We start from the raw sequence: 18,304 nt of genomic DNA on the forward strand, positions 1-18,304 counted from the left end.
GTATAGCTACAGTTTGAGAAAAGTGACGCAACAGCTGCCCGACAGCTTGCCCCACTAATTGAAAAGCTATACACTTGCCGCGCAACCAAGGGGTGCACCTGCGCAAAAACGCCGGTGCTGAGATGCTTTCGGGCAAACCCTTAGAACCTGATCCGGATTATACCGGCGGAGGGATGGTGCTAACTCCTCAAGCTGGTGTGATCTCTGTTTTTAATGGAGAGTCATACAAAAATGCGTTTTACCCCTTCTATAATTTCGACTGCTGTTATTGCAGCGCTTTGTGTCGCGCCTGTCTCTGCGTTTGCTCAAGCCAACAAAGCTTCAGCTGATACTGCTATTGAGCGTATTACCGTGCAGGGCGATTTTCGTCAGCAAACTACCGGCCAGCTGGCGGGCAGTGTCACCGTAGTAACTGCAGAGGATTTACAGCGCCAGTCGGTGCAGCATCTTGACCAGCTGCTAAACCAGTTTGCCAATGTTAATTTCAGTGCAGGCGCCTCTCGCGGGCGCTTTATTCAGGTGCGCGGCATTGGTGAGCGCAGTGAATTTGTCGATACCATTAACCCGTCGGTCGGTATTCTGATTGATGGTATAGATTACTCCGGGCTTGGTATTAGTGGTATTAGCGATATTGCCCAGTTTGAGGTGTTCCGCGGCCCGGAAGCGACTCGTTTTGGCGCTAACGCGCTGGCGGGTATGCTAAACCTGACAACGATAGGCCCGACAGAGACTGCCGAAGGCAAAGCCAGCCTGACCATTGCTAACTACGACAGCTATCAGCTGGCCGGTCAGTTCAGTAATGCTATAAATTCACAATGGGGCTATAGCGTATCATTAGAGCAACAAGTGTCAGATGGCTTTATCCGCAACGTATTCCTTGATCGTGATGACACCAACAACATCGTCGAATTTACCGGCCGCTTTAAACTGGCTTATCAGCCAGTTGCTGAGTTGAAGCTGCAACTGATTGGCCACGTTGTCAACCAGGACAATGGTTATGATGCCTTTTCGCTGGACCGCGACCGCACTACATTATCAGACCAGCCAGGCCAGGACACACAGCGCAGCAACGCCCTGGCATTGCAGGCAGACTACAGCGGCCTGAGCGTTGCCCGATTTGAGGGCCAGTTAAGTTGGCTTGATGCGGATCTGGACTATGGCTTTGATGAAGACTGGAGCTATGTCGGGCTGCACCCCGATGAGTATTCGACCACGGACCGTTACCTGCGCAACCGGGAGCAGTTAACCCTGGATTACCGTCTTATTTCTAACGACGCCGGCCGGCTGGGGAATAGTGACTGGGTGCTTGGCGTCTATGCGGCAAGTAAAGATTTTGATTTAACCCGCCAGTTCTGGAATTGGGATTTATGGCAGGCAGACACCTTTGCCAGCAGCTTAAGCCGCAGCAACCTGGCACTCTATTCTGAATTGAACACGCCGCTGACAGAACAGCTGACCTTAGTATCAGGTTTAAGACTTGAGCGTTATGAAGATGAGTATGCCGATAGCAGCGCCAACCGCATAACAAACAATGACACCATGTGGGGGGCTAAACTAAGCCTGAATTATCAGCCTAATGCGCAGGCACTGATCTACCTGCTGGCGTCACGTGGTTATAAAGCGGGCGGTATTAATGGCGATGCGCTGGCAAAAGCAGCGGATGATAGTCTCAGTGAATTACTGTCTAAGGCCAGTTTTGCCCCTGAAACGCTGTATAACGCCGAGTTTGGCGTAAAAGGCACGGCGCTTGATCAAAGCCTGGTAACCCGGGTCGCGGCATTTTATATGTGGCGAGAGGATATGCAGGTAAAAGGCTGGCTAAACCCGGACAGCGGCCCGCAATTTGCTGGTTTTATTGATAATGCTGGCAGTGGTCGTAATTACGGGATTGAAATTGAAAACCGGCTGCAGCTGCATCCCCGGCTGACCGTAATGATTAATGCCAGCTGGCTGAAAACTAAGCTGGGTAACTATGTGACCATTGAGGGTGATGATTTCAGTGGCCGCGAGCAGGCGCAGGCGCCACGCTTTAGTTACAATATCGCTGCCGACTGGTATCTGAGCGATGCGCTGACATTTAACGTTGGCGTGCAAGGCAAAGACCGTTTTTATTATTCAGATAGCCACAATCAGCGGTCTGAGCGTTATGAGCTGCTAAACCTGCGGTTAAGTTATCAGCTGCAGCATTGGCAGCTGGCGCTGTGGAGTCGCAATGCGCTGGATCAGGATGTCGGCGTCCGCGGTTTTTACTTTGGCAATGACCCGCGCGATGGTTACGAGCCGCATTTGTATGAACAATTTGCCGAGCCACGTCGGGTAGGGGTTAGTGCCAGCTATCAATTTTGATGCTGCGCCAGCTATTCCAGTTATTAAGGAGACATGATGAAAGTATCAGTAGAAATTAGTAAGTATCCATTGGCTGAGGATTATATCGGGCCGATTAAAGGCTTTATTGAACAGCTTAATCAGTATCCAGAGATCCGGGTGATCACCAACACCATGAGTACCCAGTTATTTGGCGACTATGACCAGGTAATGCAGGCGCTGCAACACTGTATAAAATCCTCTTTTGAGCAATACGGCAAAGTGGTGTTTGTCTGCAAATTTATCCCGGGTGATTTGCAGCCATGATGCACTGGCTTAGTAATGCGCTGGACGACTGGCAGTTGATGCATAGCCTTGAGCTGCTGGCAACCTTGCTGGCGCTGGCCTACGTCATACTGGCCTTGCGCCAGAGCTTGTGGTGCTGGCCAGCGGCATTACTAAGCACGATGCTGTTTACCCATATTATGTGGGATTCTGCCTTATTATCAGATGCCTTGCTGCAGTTGTACTACGCCGCAATGGCGCTGTATGGCTGGTGGCGCTGGCAACAAATGAAACAGCAGCACAAGGGGCTGAATACAGTATCAGAATGGCCCTGGCGCCGGCACCTGCAGTTAATTACCATTACCGCGCTTGCCGGCGTGCTGCTGGGCTTCGTGATGGCGAACTATACGCATGCGGATTTTGCGTACCTTGACGCGCAAACCACGGTGTTTAGTGTTATGGCGACCTGGCTGGTCGCGCGCAAGCTGGTGTCGAACTGGTTGTACTGGGTGGTGATAGATGCGGTATCAATTTATGTGTATGCGCAAAAACATCTGTATTTTCTAACCCTGTTGTTTATGCTGTATACCATTATTGCGTTGGCGGGATATTTTATATGGCGGGCAAATTATCAGCAGCAACCGCAACTGGCGGTGTCGGGCCGGTAAGCGCATTATGCCGTCATCTGGAGTTTTTTGCTGCGCATCCGGCGCTTGCCGTTACACCGCTTTCTAATGGTGAGCTGAATCTTAATTACCAGGTCGAAACCTGCCGCGGAATGTATGCGCTAAGGCGTTACCCTGCAAGCAGCAGTGGTGTGTGTCGTCAGCAAGAGCTGCGCTGTCAGCATGCCGCTGCAGTGGCCGGTATCGCCCCGGCGCCTCTTTGCCTGAATAACCATTTACAGGTATTGATCAGCGAGTTTATTCAGGGCGGTTCGCGCTTCGAAGTGACAACGCAGACGATCCCAATACTGGCATGCACGCTGGCAAAACTGCATAAATTGCGGACCAGGACTGCACTGTTGCAGCCGGTCAATTACCTGCAGCAGTTAGCGCAGCATGTCGCAGAATCTAGTGGACACGAACTGCTACATGCTGATGCACCATTATTTGCCCGGTTGCTCAGAGCAGCAAAGCATTATCAGACATTACCAACCGATGAGGTGCTATGTCATCTGGATTTGCATGGCGGTAATATGCTTTGGGCAAAGCAGAAACTATGGTTGCTGGATTTCGAGTATGCTCAATCGGCGGACAGTTGCCTTGATTTAGCGGCAGTATCATTAAATTTTCAGTTATCTGCAGCAACAGAGCAACAGCTGCTTGCGGCATATCAGCAACATCGCGCCATTGGCGTTGGCGTGGATACAGCGTTGTCAGCCAAACTTGTGCTGGCTAAGATCATTTTTAGCGGATTCTGCTGGTTATGGTATCTGAGCCTGCAACAAAAACTGACCTCGTGTCAGCAGCAGGCTCAATACTGGCAGCAGCAGCTGACTGAGCAGCTGGCGCTACAACCCTCCTAAACGCTCCGCCAATACTTTATAGCGCTTAACATCGTCTTCGTTAAATAATGGCTTGCCACTATCATCTTGTTCAGTGGCAACCAGCAGATTTTCTCTGGCCAATCGTTCAACCCGAATATCCGGGATCCCAAGGAACTCAGCAACCTGTTGTACCGACATGAGTGACATAGCGTTATCCTGATAGTTGTTAAGTTACTAGTAATACCCTATTCATCGGCTTTTTTGAATTAAAAAAACACAATTTTTTAAAAAAACTCAACGGCATTTTCGCATGTGGCTACACCGACTTTAATAGACATTCCGGCTACTTAACGGTATAAATATCGGTTAAATTCAATTACGTTTTGATTCGCCGCAGGCGGCTGCACCTATATTACTCCTGCGTTATTGCTGCGCTGTCCAGATTAATGTCAGATAGCGCGTTTGGTCTGCAGGACACAGATTTGCAGTTTAGTTTAGAATTTGGCCATTTTGTAAAGGAAGCAACGACGCTATGACATTGTTATGGATACTATTACTTCCCCTGCTGGGTACTCTGGTGCCGGTATTGACGGCCAACTGGCGGCGAAGTGCCTGTGCCACGGCCACGGCCATTCCACCGGCGATCGCGTTAATGCTGCTGTTTTACCACAGCAGTGCCATTTTTGCCGGCGAAAGCTTTCGCTATACCCTGGGCTGGATACCATTGCTCGGGTTGGATGTCAGCATCCGGTTAGATGGACTGGCATTTCTGTTTAGTCTGTTAATTCTGGGTATTGGTTTACTGATTATTTTGTATGCGCGGTATTATTTATCTGAACAAGATTCTATGCCGCGCTTTTACGCTTATCTGATGCTGTTTATGACCGCAATGATGGGCATTGTATTATCTAATAATGTGCTGCAGCTGTGGTTGTTCTGGGAACTGACCAGTATCAGCTCTTTTTTACTGATAAGTTTCTGGTGGCACAAGTCTGAAGCGCGCCGTGGCGCCCGGATGGCGCTGACGGTGACCGGCGCAGGCGGCTTGTGTTTACTGGCGGCCTTGTTGTTACTTGGCCAGATTACCGGCAGCTACGATTTAGATGTCATTCTGGCCAGTGGTGCCGTTATTCAGCAACATGCTTGGTATCCGCTGGTTTTAGTATTGTTTTTGTTAGGCTGTTTCACAAAATCAGCGCAGTTTCCGTTTCATTTCTGGCTACCCAATGCGATGGCTGCGCCCACCCCGGTAAGCGCTTACTTACACTCCGCCACTATGGTGAAAGCGGGTATTTTCTTACTGGCGCGGTTTTATCCAGCCATGGCGGGCACCGACTTGTGGTTTTTACTGGTGAGTATGACCGGCTTAACCACCTTACTGGTTGGTGCTTATCTGGCATTGTTTAAGCATGACTTGAAAGGCTTGCTGGCCTATTCCACCATCAGCCATCTGGGATTAATTACTTTGCTGTTTGGTATGGGCACCGACTTAGCCGCGGTCGCCGGGGTATTTCATATTATTAACCATGCTACGTTTAAAGCGTCGCTGTTTATGGCTGCCGGTATTATCGATCACGAGTCAGGCTCGCGCGATATGCGAAAACTAAACGGCCTGTGGCACTTTATGCCGATTACCGCCACCCTGGCTATGGTCGCGGCGGCAGCCATGGCGGGGGTACCGTTACTCAACGGCTTCTTATCTAAAGAAATGTTTTTTGTCGAAACCCTGCAACAGCACCTGCTCGGCTCGTTATCGTGGATTATTCCGGTACTGGCAACGGTGGCAGGCGTGTTCTCTGTGGCCTATTCCACCCGCTTTATTCACGACGTATTTTTTAATGGTAAGCCAAAAGGGTTGACGAAAACACCGCATGAGCCACCGCGCTATATGCGGATGCCGGTTGAAGTATTGGTGGTGCTTTGTATTCTGGTCGGTATAGCGCCAGGTTACATTGTCGGCGATTTACTGCATGCCGCCTCTTCCTCGGTGCTCGGCGGGACGGTGCCTGAATACAGCCTGGCTATCTGGCATGGTTTTAATGTGGCCTTGCTAATGAGTGTGGTGGCGCTGGCCGGCGGCGCACTGATTTATATAAACCGTAAACATTTATTTGATTTTCAGAACACGCTGCCAGGGGTAGATGCCATTAATACCTTTGAACTGGCGATGAAATCTTTGGCCAAACGTTGTCAGCAATTTTACGGCCGGCTGGACAATGGTTCATTACAGCGTTATCTGGTGTTTTTGTTAAGCGCTGTTGTGGTATTGGCAGGACTGCCGTTGCTACAACTGGACACGCTGTTTGGCGGGCGACCAGAACTGCCAGTTGATGCCGTTAACGCAACCGGCGCGGCAATGTTGCTGATTACCGCGTTTGCGACTGTGGTATTTCACCGGCAGCGGGTAGTTGCGCTACTGATGATTTCTGTGGTGGGCTTGATGGTGTCTATTGCCTTTACCCGCTTTTCAGCTCCGGATCTGGCGCTGACTCAGCTGTCAGTAGAAGTGGTGACCATTATCCTGTTAATGCTGGCACTGTTTTTCTTACCTCATAAAACACCGAAACAATCTAGCCCGACCCGGGTCATCCGTGATATCAGTCTGGCCAGTATGGTGGGTGTGGTGATTGGCAGTATTAGTTACGCCATTATGACCCGACCCTTTAATACCATTTCCGATTACTTCCTGGCCAATGCGAAAACCGGTGGTGGCGGCACTAACGTGGTGAACGTTATTCTGGTCGATTTCCGGGGCTTTGATACCTTTGGTGAGATAGCGGTGTTAGGTATCGCGTCACTGGGTATTTTTAAGCTGCTGACCCGGATCCCGGTGTTTAAACCCAGCAGCGATGGCGAGGGCAGGCCCTGGGCGTTGGAACGTCATCCGGTATTACTGGCTACGGTATCCCAGAGTTTATTACCTTTGGCATTAATGGTGTCGGTGTTTATTTTCTTCCGGGGCCATAACTTACCTGGTGGCGGTTTTATTGCAGGCCTGGTCACTGCCGTGGCGTTAATTCTGCAATACATTGCCCACGGGGTTGAATGGGTGAAAAGCCGGATGAATATCGAGTATCAGCGGGTGGTTGCGGTCGGCCTGATGATTGCGCTGGTAACTGGCGTGGCCAGCTGGCTGTTTAATAAACCGTTTTTAACGTCATGGTTCGATTATTTTGATATACCTCTACTGGGAAAAATAGAGCTGGCCAGTGCAATTGCTTTTGATGCCGGGGTATATGTTACGGTAGTGGGGTCAACCCTGCTGATCCTGGCCAGTCTGGGTAAGATGACTACCAGTCATCGTCCTGTGCATACGGAGAGCATTTAATGGAAAGCTTACTTGCAGGTTGTATTGGCTTCCTGACGGCCTGCGGCGTATTTTTGATGCTACGCGGCCGCACGTTTCCGGTTGTGGTGGGGCTAACCATGCTGGCCTATGCCGTTAACTTATTTTTATTTTCATCTGGAAGGCTGACACTACAGGGTGCTGCGGTGCTTGGCACTACCGACAATTATGCTGACCCTTTGCCACAGGCGTTGGTGCTGACGGCAATAGTCATAGGCTTTGCCATGACCGCTTATCTGGTGATCCTGGCGATTCGGGCCCGGGCAGATTTGGGTAATGACCATGTTGATGGCAAATTGCCGGAAACTGAAAGTAGCCGCAAGGAGAGCCGTTAATGTCGCATCTGATAATCGCGCCTATTTTACTGCCAATATTTACTGCGCTACTGATTATGCTACCTCCTATTCATTATTCGCCAATGCGCAGGCGCTGGGTCAGCATGGTCTCTACGGTTATTCTGTTGATCCTGACCGTGTGTTTGTTAGTGCAAACGCAGCATACGGGTGTGTCGTTTTATGCTTTGGGTGCCTGGCAGCCTCCGTTTGGTATTATTCTGGTCGCTGATATTTTCAGTGTCAGCATGGTGTGCTTAACGTCGTTTTTGGCTCTGGGAGCGATTTGTTATGGCAGCGCCGGAGAAGATGAGCGAGGTTCATTTTTCCATCCTTTATTTCAGTTTCAGTTGATGGGTATTAATGGTGCCTTTTTAACCGGCGATTTATTTAACCTGTTCGTCTTTTTTGAAGTGCTGTTAATCGCCTCTTATGGTCTGCTGGTGCATGCCGGCGGTAAAAATAAAACCAAAGCCGCAGTGCACTATGTGGTACTAAACCTGGCGGGCTCGGCCGTATTTCTATTCTCGTTAGGTATTTTGTATGGCACCCTTGGCACCTTGAATATTGCTGATATGGCGGTTCAGGTAGCGAAGTTGCCGCCAGAGAACGTGATGCTGGTGAAGTCTGGTGGTTTGTTGCTGTTAATTGTATTTGCCCTTAAAGCAGCAATTTTACCCTTACAATTCTGGCTGCCCGCAACCTATTCTGCTGCATCGCCACCGGTTGCCGCACTTTTTGCGGTGATGACCAAAATAGGCACTTATTCTTTACTGCGGGTTTATACCACTATCTTTGGTGAGCAGGCCGGACCTTTGGCTGGTATGGCTTCTGACTGGTTATGGCCGCTTGGCTTAGCCACCATTATGCTCGGTGCTATTGGGGTATTAGCCAGTCAGGATTTCAGAAAGCTGGTGGCCAATCTGGTGATTATATCAGTTGGTACCCTGGTTACTTTGGTTTCGCTGCAAAGTACTGCGGCCACGTCAGCCATATTATATTACACGGTTCACTCGACGATGGTGTGCGGCGCGCTATTTTTACTGGCTGACGTTATTGGCGCCCAGCGCGGCAAGGCAGGTGACAGATTAGTGCCGGGCAGGCGTATGGGACAACCTGCTTTGCTGGGTACACTGTTTATTGTTGCTGCTATTGCCGTGGCAGGTTTACCACCCCTGTCAGGTTTTGTTGGCAAACTAATGATTTTGCAAGCCGCCAGTTCACCGTTGCAACAGATACTGCTTTGGTCTGTGATTTTACTCAGCAGTTTAATGGTGTTAATCGGGCTATCGCGCGCGGGCAGTATTTTGTTCTGGCGGGTCAGTGGTAATGAAGCCGGCCCGGAAAGAATGTTACCGTTGCAGACGTTTGCATTGGTCTGGCTGTTACTCGCTGCACCGCTAATGGCAGTATTTGCCGGTCCGCTTACTGAGCTTACCTTTGCCGCGGCTGACCAGATACGAGATATTCAAAGTAGTATCGCTATTATACTGGGTGATACCACAACTTTTGGAGGTACGCCATGAGAGTAACGCCTCGCTATAGCTGGTTACCCACACCGTATCGCAGTTTGCTGCTGCTGCTGGTGTGGCTGCTGTTAAATCAGAGTGTTGAATTAATTCATTTATTTTTTGGTACTATTCTGGCGCTGATTATTCCCTGGATTAGTGGCAAATTCCGTGATCCGCAACCACTGATTGAGCGGCCATTACTGGCACTACGATATATTCTGCGGGTATTTGGCGACATTGTTACCGCCAATGCTCAGGTCGCGATCCTGATCCTGGGGCCGCAGCGTCGGTTAAATCCGGCATTTGTAAGAATGCCATTGGATCTGCAGCACGATTTACCCATTACTATTCTGGCCAGCACCGTCTCTATGACCCCGGGTACCGTGAGCGCCGATGTGTATCCCTGTCATGATACCCAGCCGGGTGATGCTGAAATTACCCAGCGCTGGTTGCTTATTCATGTTCTCAATTTAGAGGACGAAGCAGAATTAATTGCGACCATAAAAAGCCGGTATGAAGCACCACTGAAGGAGATATTTCAATGTTAGAACAAGTGATATTTCTGGTGTTTGGCATGATTAGCCTGGCGTTACTGCTTAATCTCTGGCGTTTACTGGTCGGTCCTAGTATTCCTGACCGGATTCTGGCGCTGGATACCATGTTTATTAACAGTATCGCGCTGATTATTTTATACGGCCTGTTAATGGGCTCGCCGCTTTATTTTGAAGCAGCGTTACTGATTGCAATGTTAGGTTTTGTCAGTACGGTAGCCGTATGCAAATTCCTGCTGCGCGGCGATATCATCGAATAGGAGCGACATAATGCAAAACTGGATGGAATGGGCTGTCGCTTTTTTCTTATTACTCGGTGGCTGTTTTGTATTAATTGGCTCCATAGGCTTAAGCCGGATGCCAGACTTTTTTATGCGCTTGCATGGCCCGACTAAGGCCACGACTCTTGGTATGGGGGGCATTTTACTGGGCTCGATTTTTTATTTCAGCTTGTCACATAGCGTCAGTGTACATGAATTGCTGATTACTATTTTCCTGCTGATAACTGCACCCATAAGTGCTCATATGCTGATTAAAACGGCATTGCATCATCAGTTAAAAGCGATTGACCGAACCCGTGGTGAACGCGAATTAAAGCAGGGGCAGCAAGAGGGAAGCGGTGACCCGAAAAAGGTACTGACAGCTGAAAACAAACCTTAACCGGTGGTTACTCGCCAAAGCCTTGTTCTATTAAGGATACCACGGCGCTTAATGCTGCAGCCGCATCAGAACCTTCTGCAGTCACCTGCAAGGTCTTACCTTTGCTGCTTGCCAGCATAAGCAAGGCTAAAACGCTGCAGGCATCGGCCGTTTTATCTTGATAAACTAACTCAATATGGGCCTGAAACTGCTGGCACAACTGGGCCAGTTTGGTCGCTGCCCGGGCGTGTAAACCCAGTTGATTGACGATAGTAACGTTGCGGCTAAGTTTAGTGGCCATGATGACGAACCAGCTCCCTGTGCCGGATTTGTACGTCCTCACGCTGGCTGCGATAGCTGTCTGCCAGACTCTCTGCAATGTAAACTGAGCGGTGCTGACCGCCGGTACAACCGATTGCAATGGTAAGATAGCTGCGGTTGTTCCGTTCCAGATGAGGCAGCCAACTGCTGATAAAACTGTTGATTTGCCAGGTATATTTAGCAACCACAGCCTGAGATGCCAGATAGTCTTTTACCGGCTGGTCAAGGCCGGTTAATGGCTTAAGCTCTGGTTCCCAATGGGGATTTGGCAAAAAGCGGGCATCAAAAACAAAGTCAGCGTCTTTAGGAATACCGTATTTAAAACCGAACGATTCAAACAGCATGACCAGACGGCCGGTTTTTTGTCCGAGGATCCGTTCGCGCAGCTGTTCTGCTAACTGATGAACATTTAGTTCGGTGGTATCAATATATAAGTCTGCGCGGCTGGAAATAGGGTCTAGCAGTTGCTGTTCACGCGAGATTGCCTCGTCCAGCGACATGGCCTGATGGGACAGCGGATGCAAGCGGCGCGTTTCACTGAAACGTTTTATTAAGCTGGCGTGATCAGCATCGAGATACAATATTGTCAGGTCAAGCTTGCGAGGCAGGTAAGATAAAATATCTGCCAGTTCATCGGGATCTTGCGGTAAATTCCGAACATCAATGCTAACGGCTACCCGCTCATACTGACCCATTACCGTAGTGGCAAGAGTCGGTAACAGATTTACCGGTATATTATCGACGCAGTAATAGCCAAGGTCTTCTAACACCCGTAATGCCACTGACTTGCCTGAGCCTGAGCGACCGCTGACGACCAATAATTTCATGATGTTCCCATCACCTCACTGGCGTCGATGATCAACTGATATAACTGTTCATCAGATTCTGCATGCCGGATTTTACGAGTTAATTCTTTTTGACTTAACAAGCGGGCAATACCGGCGAGGGTCGTTAAATGAGCCTGACACTGTTCTTCAGGAATTAAGATAGCGCAGAAGATATCAACTGCCTGATTATCAATGGCATCAAAAGCAACAGTATCTTTGGTAACCACAAATACCAGAATAGGTTGGGTGACGGTTTTAAGCTTGCCATGCGGAATAGCAATACCTCCGCCAATACCCGTAGAGCCTAGCTTTTCACGGGTCATTAATGCTTCGAGGATAGTGTACTCGCTTATTTCCGGTAAGCGCTGATGCGCTAATTCCGCTATATACTCGAGAACCCGTTTTTTGCTGTTAAAAAGAACTGCACTCTTGGTGCAGTTCTCGGCTAGCATAGTGCTTAAGTTGATCATAATAAGTTTAGTGTCGGGCTATTTTTTCTTTATGTTTAATGACTTGCCTATCGAGTTTATCAATTAACTGGTCGATGGCCGCGTACATATTTTCATCTTCTGAAGCGGCAAAAACTTCACCGCCGGTCAGATGCAGTTTAGCTTCAGCAATTTGTCTTAATTTTTCCACGTTTAGGATGACATGTACATTGTTAATGTGATCAAAGTGACGTTCCAGCTTGGCGAATTTAGTGTCTACGTACTCTTTTAATGCAGTGGTAATTTCTACATGATGACCCGTTAAGTTGATTTGCATAGACGTTTTCCTTCTTTTTTGCTGACCTAAACCAAGGTCTTACGTTGATTCGATGGCGGAATAAACAGGGCCTCACGGTACTTGGCAATGGTGCGCCGCGCTACATTAATGCCTTGCTCTGACAATATATCTGCCATCTTGCTGTCACTGAGTGGCTTGGCTGGGTTTTCAGCCGCCACCAACTTTTTAATAAAAGCCCGGATAGCGGTCGACGAGCACTCACCGCCGCTTTCTGTACTAACATGACTGGAAAAAAAGAATTTAAGTTCAAATATTCCCCTTGGAGTGTGCATAAATTTCTGGGTGGTCACCCTGGAAATCGTTGACTCGTGCATACCGACCATCTCGGCCACATCGTTTAAGACCATCGGTTTCATTGCTTCTTCACCGTGCTCAAAAAAGGCTTGTTGCTGCTGTACAATGCAGTTTGCAACCTTTAATAAAGTATCGTTGCGGCTTTCAAGGCTTTTCAGAAACCACTTTGCCTCCTGCAGGTGAGACCTGATGAACTGGGTATCAGCCGTATTTTTGGCGGTACGGGACATCGCCGCATATTGCTGATTTATTCTGACTTTTGGCATTGCATCCGGGTTTAACTCCACTTGCCAACGGCCTTTTACTTTCATTACTGACACGTCAGGTATCACGTATTGTTGTTCCTGACGAATCACATCGGCCCCGGGTCTGGGGTTTAAACTGAGGATGAGCCGCATCACTTCTTTTAGCTCATCTTCTTTCAGTTTAGTCACACGCATCAAAGAACGAAAGTCCCGGTTCGCTAAATAATCAGTATGTTCTTTAATGACATGTTTGGCCTGCTGCAAAAATGGCGTGTTGGGATCAAATTGTCGCAGTTGTACCAGCAGGCATTCAGCAATAGTTCGGGCGCCAACACCAACAGGGTCAAATAATTGGATCCGTTTGATTACCGCTTCAACTTCATCTTCTTCTACATCCGGCAGACCCAGCGACTCCAGAATTTCAGCCACGTCTATGGTTAGTAACCCGGTTTCATCGATACCTTCAATAATAATCTCGGCGATGGCTAAATCGGTTTCAGAGAAGGGTGTTAACTGCATTTGCCAGCGCAGATAATCCTGCAGCGTTTCACTGGTTTCACCCTGGAAAACCATATCTTCATCGGGGGGAGAGCCGGCACTGACTGGCGCGGCGCTGATTAAATCATCCCAATTGTTGTCCAGCGGTAAATCATCTTGCAAACCTTGCTCAGATATTGATTCACTGCTGTCACGTTCGGCAATTTCAGTCAGATTTTCCTGTGCGGTATCGTTACTTTCCTCTGATGCAGAGCGGGTATCGTTGTCATTTACATCACTAGTGTCCGGATCAGCAGAAAAGCTTTCGAACTCATCTTCACTTTCAAGTAAAGGGTTGGCGTCCAGCGCTTCCTGTATTTCCTGCTGAAGCTCAATGGTGGACAACTGCAGCAAGCGGATAGCTTGTTGTAGTTGCGGTGTCATTGTAAGTTGCTGACCTAACCGAAGTTGCAAAGAGGGTTTCATTTACGTCTATTTCTCTCCTGAAGCAGGCGTTTGTCGTTTTTCTTAACTATAGCCTGAATTGCTCGCCCAGGTATACATCACGAACCTGCTGATTCACTAATACTTCCTGTGGCGGACCGGCGGCAATCAGCTCACCATGACTGACGATATAGGCCATTTCGCAAACATCAAGGGTTTCTCTGACATTGTGGTCGGTAATTAATACACCAATGCCACGTTGTCCTAAATGTTGAATTATCTTTTTGATGTCCAGCACTGAGATAGGGTCCACGCCTGCAAAGGGTTCATCCAGCAGAATAAAAGCCGGATTTGCAGCGAGCGCCCTGGCAATTTCAACCCGGCGCCGTTCGCCTCCGGATAAGCTCATGCCTAAACTATTTTTAATGTGGCCGATATGAAACTCTTCCAGTAAGTCGTCTGCCAGCTCTTCGCGTTTTGCGTTGCTAAGATCCTTGCGGGTTTGCAGTATCGCTAATAAGTTATCGTATACGGTCAACTTTCGGAAAATGGAACTTTCTTGTGGTAAGTAGCCAATGCCTGCTCTGGCCCGGGCATGAATAGGATCGAAGGTAATATCCTGATTATTTAACATGATTTGACCTTTGTCCGAAGGGACCAGGCCGACAATCATGTAGAAGGTCGTCGTTTTGCCGGCTCCATTGGGTCCGAGCAAGCCGACAATCTGTCCCGCGCTGACTTCAAGGCTGACATCTTTGACCACCTGTCTGCCTTTATAACTCTTAGCCAGATGCGCTGCCACTAACTTCATGGATTTTCCTTGTTCTGCGGGGTGAAAATCGTGGTTACCCGTTTTTTCTGCTCACCACTTTCTGCGCTGATTTGTTGCGTTTCAATGTTATAACGAATGACGGCGGCCTGCACCTGACTACCACTTTGGCTCAGTTGGGCGTCACCGCTTAGGGTTAGTGTGCGGCTGGCGAGGTCATACCGGATCTCAGCCGCGGTGGCGGTTACCGGTATTTCGCCTTCCAGCAGCTGGCTGTATTGCACGGGTGTACCTGTGGTAATAAATACTTCGTTACCTTTTCCTGCACTGGCATTAATTTCTAAACGGTCTGCTTTGATATTTAAGCTACCCTGGCGTACTTCGACATTCTGGGTATAAACGGAGACATAATCTTTGATTGAGGTTTCGTTATTGTCAGAAGTAATAGCAATGGGTTGGCTGTAATCCGCGTCACTGGCAAAGCAGTTTGCAGATAGCAGTACAGTGAGGAAAAATAGGTTAATTTTGTTCATTGGCGTATACCGTCTCCAAGTGCTTTACAATCCGCAGATTCTGCTCAGTTAAATCTGCTTGCAAGCCTATACCATTAATATAAAAACCTTTACCAATAATTTTTACCGCTGCTGTGGTTTGCAGCACTTTACTTGGCAACAGCAGCTCCAGGTTATCAGTATCGATGCGGTCGACCAGCTCGCTGCCGCTGACATTCACAATACTAACGTGTTGCTCCAGAATAATTTTATCTTCGGGTAACCATATGCCAAACTGGCTGGTCACTTTCCATGCAGGCTGATGCTCAGCATCAAACAAGGTATATTCTGGGTTTTCAAACTGGGTAAAACCTAAACGTTCAAAAAATTCTAAGCGCTCAGCCTTAATATGATCCGCCACATAGCCTTGCCCGTCATACAGGGTTCGGGTTACCTGTTCGGCAATATAATCGGGCAACAGTTCACGGTCGGCATCATTCAGGTTAAGTTGCTCAGTCTGGTTAAACCTGATGTAAGTTGCCGTTAATACCAAAGCAAATACCAACAGGAACAGGGTTTTTTTCATGAGCTGCTGCCATCAAACTGTTGAAACTTATGCTGACTGATCAGCAGTAAATCAGCCAGTTCGCGCACTGCCCCGAAGCCACCTGGCAGTGATGTCAGGTAATCTGCGTGCAGACGCAGATAGGGATGGGCATCTTTTACCGCCACCGATAAGCCACAATGTTGCATGACCTGCCAATCTGATAAATCATCACCTATATAGCCAATCTGCTCTGTGCTTAGCGCCAGTTGCTGTTGCACACTGGCAAAGGCTTCCAGTTTATTTTCCTGGCCCTGATAAATATAAGGTACGGTCAGCGAACGCATCCGTTGTTCAACAATAGCGGAGGTGCGACCAGTAATGATGGCCACCTCAATGCCGGCATGGCGCAATGCTTTAATACCAAAGCCATCGCGGGTATGAAATGCCTTGAGTTCCTCCCCGTTATTGCCCAGATAAATCCGGCCATCAGAAAATACGCCATCCACATCGCAAATTAATAATTTAATTGCGGCGGCGCGGCTCAGAATGTCGTCACTGACAGGTTGATAAAGGCTGGCAAAAAGCGACATGCTAAAGTACTCCTGCCCGCAATAAATCGTGCATATTCATCGCACCCACCGGCACCCGATGCTGGTCGACAATAAGCAGGCCGTTAATTTTTTTCTGCTGCATAATTTTCAGGGCTTCGCCGGCAAGCATTTCTGCATTGGCGGTAGTGCAGGGGGTGGTCATAACCTGTTCAATGGCGGTGCTGTGAATATCCAGTTTAAGGTCGAGGATCCGTCGTAAATCACCGTCAGTAAAAATTCCTGCCAGGCTCTGGTCATCGTTAACTACCGCTGTCATCCCCAGACCCTTTTCTGAAATCTCCAGCAAGGCTTCTTTGATGGTAGCGTGTCGCCTAACTAGTGGGACCTGGCTGTCTTTGTGCATGACATCGCTTAGGCGCAGTAGCAGTTTGCGACCGAGACTGCCCCCTGGATGAGACAGCGCGAAATCGTCGGCAGAAAAGCCGCGGGCATCCAGTAAAGCCACAGCCAACGCGTCACCCATCGCCAGCGTTGCAGTTGTGCTGGCCGTCGGTGCTAATCCCAGCGGGCAAGCTTCCTGCTCTACCTTTACACACAAATGGACATCAGATAACTTAGCCAACGTTGACCCCGGATTGCCTGACATGCTGATTAAGGTAATACCAAGGCGTTTAATTACCGGCAATATTGTTAAAATTTCTGCAGTTTCACCTGAATTTGAAATTGCCAGCACGATGTCACCTGCCGTAAGCATGCCTAAATCACCATGACTGGCTTCAGCAGGGTGGACAAAAAAAGCCGGTGTACCAGTTGACGCTAAAGTAGCCGATATCTTATTGGCGATGTGGCCGGACTTGCCCATTCCCATCACGATAACTTTGCCTTTACTGCTAAACAACAGCTGGCAGGCTTGCTCAAAATCGTCATTGATATATTGGGCAAGTTGTCGAACTGCTTCTGCTTCAATCTGCAGCACTTCCAGTGCCCGGTTACAAAACGTGCTGATCATAGTTTTAGCCATAAGTAAGAAAACGATTATGCCGTTTGTGAGAACAACAGATATTGGTAGCCGATAAATGCTGCCAGCAGTATAGCACCCTCAACCCGGTTGATCCGTTGCATCCGCGTCAGCCGCACTGACATTAGCAACATTAACACCGTGGCACCGATCATGACGTAACTGTCGCGACCACCGGCATTCGGATCGATCATGTCCGGGCCTATAACGGCGCCTAAACCTAAAACAGCAAGAATATTAAAGATATTGGAGCCGATAATATTTCCCAGAGCCAAATCATCCTCGCCTTTTAAAATACCAATAATGCTTGCTGCCAACTCCGGCAGGCTGGTGCCAATAGCGATGATGGTCAAACCAATCACCAAATCACTAAGACCAGCATAGCGGGCGATAGTTACTGCACCATGAACAAGCAGTTGTGAGCTCGCCAGTAACAATATGAGTCCGGCTGCAGCCCATAGGACGGCTTTGAGCGTAGAAATATTAACGGTAGGTACGTCAGCGTTAATCTCTGCTATTAACGGGTCATCCGGGGTGGCATGTTTTCCCCAATAAACCAGTAACGCCAGAAAACTAAAAAAGGCGACCAGTAACACAATGCCTTCCACCCGGGTTAGCAAATCGTCAGACAACAGGTAGTAGCCGAACAGCGTGCAAACCAATAACAACGGAAATTCACGACGTAAGGTTAATGACGAAACCGCAATAGGCTTCAACAATGCTGCCGCACCGATAACCAGTAAAATATTGGTGATATTAGAACCGACAGCATTACCGACCGAAGTGTCCAGTTTGCCTTGCCAGGCCGCGGTTGCCGACACCAGCATTTCAGGCGCCGAAGAGCCCATTGCAACGATGGTAAGGCCAATTACCATAGGTGAAATACCACTATTGCGGGCAATTGACGACGCGCCATAGACAAAACGATCAGCACTCCAGATCAATAATACCAGGCCAACAATGACAAAAAAAATAGCGACGAGTAAAGGAGACACGCAGCAGTCCTGTAGTTTACGGCTAAAGTTAACTGTATTTTCCGTGTTATTGACGGTAATTGCAAAAAAAAACCACAAGTTC

Annotated in this window: 22 protein-coding genes and 1 riboswitch; of the genes, 10 read left to right on the top strand and 12 right to left on the bottom strand. The window is 48.6% G+C overall.

Going from position 1 to position 18,304, the window contains the following annotated elements:
- Positions 1 to 78 precede the first annotated feature (78 nt).
- A riboswitch (TPP riboswitch) is annotated at positions 79 to 191 on the top strand.
- A 40-nt stretch (positions 192 to 231) separates the two neighbouring features.
- The 4 genes from B2X65_RS07790 to B2X65_RS07805 are packed head-to-tail and all read left to right on the top strand — an operon-like array spanning position 232 to position 4,117.
- Positions 232 to 2,346, top strand: coding sequence for a TonB-dependent receptor (locus B2X65_RS07790; RefSeq protein WP_290611748.1), 2,115 nt, complete (start codon positions 232 to 234; stop codon positions 2,344 to 2,346).
- A 33-nt stretch (positions 2,347 to 2,379) separates the two neighbouring features.
- Positions 2,380 to 2,631 (top strand): YkoF family thiamine/hydroxymethylpyrimidine-binding protein, encoded by a 252-nt coding sequence (locus tag B2X65_RS07795; RefSeq protein ID WP_290611749.1) that lies wholly within the window; start codon positions 2,380 to 2,382, stop codon positions 2,629 to 2,631.
- Positions 2,628 to 3,257, top strand: coding sequence for a nicotinamide riboside transporter PnuC (gene pnuC, locus B2X65_RS07800; protein ID WP_290611750.1), 630 nt, complete (start codon positions 2,628 to 2,630; stop codon positions 3,255 to 3,257). The genes B2X65_RS07795 and pnuC overlap by 4 nt, the downstream gene beginning before the upstream one ends.
- Entirely contained in the window at positions 3,206 to 4,117 is a 912-nt protein-coding gene (locus tag B2X65_RS07805; protein WP_290611751.1) for a phosphotransferase family protein, read from the top strand. The genes pnuC and B2X65_RS07805 overlap by 52 nt, the downstream gene beginning before the upstream one ends.
- Here B2X65_RS07805 and B2X65_RS07810 read toward each other — a convergent pair.
- Entirely contained in the window at positions 4,103 to 4,285 is a 183-nt protein-coding gene (locus B2X65_RS07810; protein WP_290611752.1) for a helix-turn-helix domain-containing protein, read from the bottom strand. The two genes, B2X65_RS07805 and B2X65_RS07810, sit on opposite strands and share 15 nt — an antisense overlap.
- 325 nt (positions 4,286 to 4,610) lie before the next feature.
- On the opposite strand from B2X65_RS07810, the gene B2X65_RS07815 reads away from it, so the two are divergent.
- The 6 genes from B2X65_RS07815 to B2X65_RS07840 are packed head-to-tail and all read left to right on the top strand — an operon-like array spanning position 4,611 to position 10,478.
- A complete protein-coding gene (locus tag B2X65_RS07815; RefSeq protein ID WP_290611753.1) occupies positions 4,611 to 7,406 on the top strand; it encodes a monovalent cation/H+ antiporter subunit A in 2,796 nt (931 codons plus the stop codon).
- Positions 7,406 to 7,759, top strand: coding sequence for a Na+/H+ antiporter subunit C (locus B2X65_RS07820; protein ID WP_290611754.1), 354 nt, complete (start codon positions 7,406 to 7,408; stop codon positions 7,757 to 7,759). Before B2X65_RS07815 ends, B2X65_RS07820 begins: the two co-directional genes overlap by 1 nt.
- A complete protein-coding gene (locus tag B2X65_RS07825; RefSeq protein ID WP_290611755.1) occupies positions 7,759 to 9,282 on the top strand; it encodes a monovalent cation/H+ antiporter subunit D in 1,524 nt (507 codons plus the stop codon). The genes B2X65_RS07820 and B2X65_RS07825 overlap by 1 nt, the downstream gene beginning before the upstream one ends.
- On the top strand, positions 9,279 to 9,815 hold the full coding sequence (locus B2X65_RS07830) for a Na+/H+ antiporter subunit E (RefSeq protein ID WP_290611756.1): 537 nt from the start codon (positions 9,279 to 9,281) through the stop codon (positions 9,813 to 9,815). Before B2X65_RS07825 ends, B2X65_RS07830 begins: the two co-directional genes overlap by 4 nt.
- Entirely contained in the window at positions 9,809 to 10,078 is a 270-nt protein-coding gene (locus B2X65_RS07835) for a K+/H+ antiporter subunit F (protein WP_290611757.1), read from the top strand. The genes B2X65_RS07830 and B2X65_RS07835 overlap by 7 nt, the downstream gene beginning before the upstream one ends.
- 10 nt (positions 10,079 to 10,088) lie before the next feature.
- Entirely contained in the window at positions 10,089 to 10,478 is a 390-nt protein-coding gene (locus B2X65_RS07840) for a Na+/H+ antiporter subunit G (RefSeq protein WP_290611758.1), read from the top strand.
- Between the two features lie 7 nt (positions 10,479 to 10,485).
- On the opposite strand, the gene B2X65_RS07845 is transcribed toward B2X65_RS07840, so the two are convergent.
- Genes B2X65_RS07845 through B2X65_RS07895 form a run of 11 tightly spaced genes read right to left on the bottom strand, consistent with a single transcriptional unit; the run spans position 10,486 to position 18,222 of the window.
- Positions 10,486 to 10,758, bottom strand: coding sequence for an HPr family phosphocarrier protein (locus tag B2X65_RS07845; protein ID WP_290611759.1), 273 nt, complete (start codon positions 10,756 to 10,758; stop codon positions 10,486 to 10,488).
- Entirely contained in the window at positions 10,748 to 11,605 is an 858-nt protein-coding gene (gene rapZ / locus B2X65_RS07850) for an RNase adapter RapZ (protein ID WP_290611760.1), read from the bottom strand. Before rapZ ends, B2X65_RS07845 begins: the two co-directional genes overlap by 11 nt.
- On the bottom strand, positions 11,602 to 12,075 hold the full coding sequence (ptsN, locus tag B2X65_RS07855; RefSeq protein ID WP_290611761.1) for a PTS IIA-like nitrogen regulatory protein PtsN: 474 nt from the start codon (positions 12,073 to 12,075) through the stop codon (positions 11,602 to 11,604). The genes rapZ and ptsN overlap by 4 nt, the downstream gene beginning before the upstream one ends.
- 7 nt (positions 12,076 to 12,082) lie before the next feature.
- Positions 12,083 to 12,370, bottom strand: coding sequence for a ribosome hibernation promoting factor (hpf, locus tag B2X65_RS07860; protein ID WP_290611762.1), 288 nt, complete (start codon positions 12,368 to 12,370; stop codon positions 12,083 to 12,085).
- Positions 12,371 to 12,396: 26 nt separating this feature from the next.
- The gene (locus B2X65_RS07865) at positions 12,397 to 13,893 is read right to left on the bottom strand and encodes an RNA polymerase factor sigma-54 (RefSeq protein ID WP_290611763.1); all 1,497 of its coding nucleotides are present in this window, start codon (positions 13,891 to 13,893) and stop codon (positions 12,397 to 12,399) included.
- Positions 13,894 to 13,939: 46 nt separating this feature from the next.
- Complete coding sequence (lptB, locus tag B2X65_RS07870; RefSeq protein ID WP_290611764.1) at positions 13,940 to 14,662, bottom strand: LPS export ABC transporter ATP-binding protein; 723 nt, start codon at positions 14,660 to 14,662, stop codon at positions 13,940 to 13,942.
- Positions 14,659 to 15,153 (bottom strand): lipopolysaccharide transport periplasmic protein LptA, encoded by a 495-nt coding sequence (gene lptA, locus B2X65_RS07875; RefSeq protein WP_290611765.1) that lies wholly within the window; start codon positions 15,151 to 15,153, stop codon positions 14,659 to 14,661. Before lptA ends, lptB begins: the two co-directional genes overlap by 4 nt.
- Positions 15,140 to 15,697, bottom strand: coding sequence for an LPS export ABC transporter periplasmic protein LptC (gene lptC, locus B2X65_RS07880; RefSeq protein WP_290611766.1), 558 nt, complete (start codon positions 15,695 to 15,697; stop codon positions 15,140 to 15,142). The genes lptA and lptC overlap by 14 nt, the downstream gene beginning before the upstream one ends.
- A complete protein-coding gene (gene kdsC, locus B2X65_RS07885; protein WP_290611767.1) occupies positions 15,694 to 16,248 on the bottom strand; it encodes a 3-deoxy-manno-octulosonate-8-phosphatase KdsC in 555 nt (184 codons plus the stop codon). The genes lptC and kdsC overlap by 4 nt, the downstream gene beginning before the upstream one ends.
- 1 nt (position 16,249) lies before the next feature.
- Complete coding sequence (locus tag B2X65_RS07890) at positions 16,250 to 17,218, bottom strand: KpsF/GutQ family sugar-phosphate isomerase (protein ID WP_290611768.1); 969 nt, start codon at positions 17,216 to 17,218, stop codon at positions 16,250 to 16,252.
- A gap of 26 nt (positions 17,219 to 17,244) precedes the next feature.
- The gene (locus B2X65_RS07895; protein ID WP_290611769.1) at positions 17,245 to 18,222 is read right to left on the bottom strand and encodes a calcium/sodium antiporter; all 978 of its coding nucleotides are present in this window, start codon (positions 18,220 to 18,222) and stop codon (positions 17,245 to 17,247) included.
- Positions 18,223 to 18,304 lie beyond the last annotated feature (82 nt).

The sequence above is a fragment of the Arsukibacterium sp. UBA3155 genome (assembly GCA_002364615.1).
Lineage (GTDB): Bacteria > Pseudomonadota > Gammaproteobacteria > Enterobacterales > Alteromonadaceae > Alishewanella.